The sequence below is a fragment of the Mesorhizobium sp. M7A.F.Ca.CA.004.06.1.1 genome (assembly GCF_003999135.1).
Taxonomy (GTDB): Bacteria; Pseudomonadota; Alphaproteobacteria; order Rhizobiales; family Rhizobiaceae; genus Mesorhizobium.
The window spans coordinates 1-2409 of sequence record NZ_RZPQ01000844.1 but is presented as its reverse complement, the minus strand read 5'-3'; the positions used below and the strand labels follow the sequence as shown (position 1 = coordinate 2409).

General features: G+C 62.9%; 5 protein-coding genes. 3 read left to right on the top strand and 2 right to left on the bottom strand.

Annotated features, from left to right (window positions below):
- A partial coding sequence (locus tag EN906_RS31030; protein ID WP_164777495.1) for a low molecular weight protein-tyrosine-phosphatase occupies positions 1–451 on the bottom strand: 451 nt, incomplete at its 3' end.
- A gap of 50 nt (positions 452–501) precedes the next feature.
- Here EN906_RS31030 and EN906_RS31025 point away from each other — a divergent pair.
- From EN906_RS31025 to EN906_RS31015, 3 genes are all read left to right on the top strand, one after another.
- Positions 502–798 (top strand): 4a-hydroxytetrahydrobiopterin dehydratase, encoded by a 297-nt coding sequence (locus EN906_RS31025; RefSeq protein ID WP_127268361.1) that lies wholly within the window; start codon positions 502–504, stop codon positions 796–798.
- Positions 799–921: 123 nt separating this feature from the next.
- A complete protein-coding gene (locus tag EN906_RS31020; protein WP_127268362.1) occupies positions 922–1284 on the top strand; it encodes a YkvA family protein in 363 nt (120 codons plus the stop codon).
- 270 nt (positions 1285–1554) lie between these two features.
- Positions 1555–2058, top strand: coding sequence for an invasion associated locus B family protein (locus tag EN906_RS31015; RefSeq protein ID WP_127268363.1), 504 nt, complete (start codon positions 1555–1557; stop codon positions 2056–2058).
- A 68-nt stretch (positions 2059–2126) separates the two neighbouring features.
- Here the strand turns inward: EN906_RS31015 and EN906_RS31010 are convergent.
- On the bottom strand, positions 2127–2409 hold a 283-nt coding region (locus tag EN906_RS31010), incomplete at its 5' end, for a chloride channel protein (protein WP_206529210.1).

The window sequence follows — 2409 nt, the reverse complement described above, 5'->3', positions numbered from 1 at the left end:
CCTCCGACGCCTCGCGGATCATGCGATAGGCGGAAGCGAAGGCTTCTGCCTCGTCATGATAAGGATCCGGCACGTCGCGTGCCTTTCCCTGCGCGAACTCCAGGAACAGATGGATGCGGTCCTGCACGGCCGCCGGCGCCAGCGCCTTCAGGTCGGCGACATTCGACCGGTCCATGCCGAGGATCAGGTCGAAACGGTGGAGGTCCTGCGGCGTGACCTTGCGCGCCCTTTGCCCGGAAATGTCGACGCCGTGCCGCACCGCGATCGCGATCGCGCGTCGATCGGGGGCAGAGCCGGCCTCCCAGTCACTGGTTCCCGCTGAATCGAGCAGGATATCCCGGGCCGACCCGCGCTCGGCCCAAACCGCGCGGAAGACACCTTCCGCCAACGGCGACCGGCAGATATTGCCGAGGCAGACGAAGAGAATGGAGTTTATGGGCTTCGCGCTCATCGATCCGTCGCTATGGTAAGGGTCGTTTTCGAATAGCACAGGATATGGACATGGCGAGAGAGAAACTGGGCAGGCAAGCCGCTGAAGCCGCATTGACCGGTCTTGACGGCTGGGCGCTGGCGGAAGACGGCGCTTCCATCAAGCGCACATTCACCTTCGCGAATTTCTCCGAGGCTTTCGCCTTCATGACCCGCGTCGCGCTTGCCGCCGAGACGATGGACCATCATCCCGACTGGTCGAATGTCTACAAGACCGTCGATGTGACGCTGAACACTCACGACGCCGGCGGCGTCACCACGCTCGATATCGATCTGGCCAAGAAAATGAACCGCTTTGCCGGCGCCTGAGGCCTGGTATCGCCTCGGCAGGCCCAAATCGGCACCAGCATCTTGTAGCGGGGGTCGGGTTTCACCACATTTTCCCCCGCGGGCATGCGCCGGATGCGCATGGGCGCTCGCAAGGAGACACTGATGGCGCAACAATCCGGTTTTGATTTCTTCGGCTTTGGCGGCAAGCTGGCAAACGAGAGCGAAGTGCGCGAGAAATTCTGGCGCACAGCCAAGAAGGCCGCGCTGCAGATCCCCTACATGGAAGAGGTCGTGGCCGCCTACTACTGCGCCATGGACAAGAACACCCCGCTGCGCGCCAAAGGCATTCTGCTCGCGGCGCTCGGTTATTTCGTGCTGCCGGTGGATGTCATCCCCGACTTCGTCTTCGGGCTTGGCTTCACCGACGACATCGCCGTGCTCACCGCCGCGATCACCGCCGTCAGCGCCCACATCACCACTGCGCACCGGCAAGCCGCCAGGGACGCCATGGCCGACAAGGGCTGAACTCACGCACGGAACGCCGTTGAAGCCGGCTTTCTGCGGCAGCGTAAAAAGTCAAACTCTTGCCGCTTTCGTGGCCTCCAAGTCGCCAAAGGGATGTCGCGCCAGCCGCTCGCAAGGCGGCGGCGCGGCAATGGCGGCGGTTTCCTCGGGGTGAGGGTCCTTTTCTCTTCGGAAATTCACCGTTTGGTAACCCAGATTAAATCAAAATGAAGCGACGGGCAGGACGCCAAGCCGGCCTGCCTCCGCACCATTTGGAATACGGGAAAAGCGATGCGCGGATTAATTGCACTAGTTTCGAGCCTGGTCCTGGTGGCCGTGGCAGCGCCGGCGCTGGCGCAGTCGGCGACCAAGATCGGCCAGCACAATGCCTGGGGCACCTACAGTTACCAGGCATCGGGCGGCAAGGTCTGCTATGTCCTGACCGTGCCGACCGACAAGCAGCCGCCTACGCTCGATCATGGCGACATGTTCTTCTTCGTCAGCCAGCGGCCCGGCCAGCAAGTGTCCTACGAGCCGCAATTCATTGCCGGCTACAACTTCCAGGACGGCTCCAAGGCCACCGTGACCATCGACAAGAAGACGTTTTCGATGTTCACCCGCGGAAAATCGGCCTGGGTCGAGAATGCCGCCGAGGAGCCGGTGCTGATCGCCGCCATGAAGACCGGCACCGACATGAAGGTGACGGCGAAGTCCGGCCGCGGCAATCCCACCTCCTATGTCTTCTCGCTGAAAGGTATTTCGGCGGCGCTGACGTCGATTGCCAAGTGCAAATAGGCAAGGAGTGCAGGCACGCACTTCGCTTTGAATGAAAGGCCGGGCCGCGAAGCCCGGCCTTTTTGCTTTCAGCCTTGCGCCGATCCCGGCCCGGCCTCCGCCCGCCGCCGCCGGATCGCCTCGGCGATGAAAACACGCGACAGCGCGTGGTAGAGCGGCTCGTGCGAGATCATCCGCGCCGTACCGTAGCCCAGCATCGAGGCCAGCATCAGCGCGATGACATTGTCGTGATTGCCGGTCATCTCCAGGATGATGACGAAAGCCGTCATCGGCGCCTGCACCACCCCGGCGAAATAGCCGGCCATGCCGAGCAGTGCCGCAGCCCCCGTGCTGGCGCCGAAGAGGAGGCCG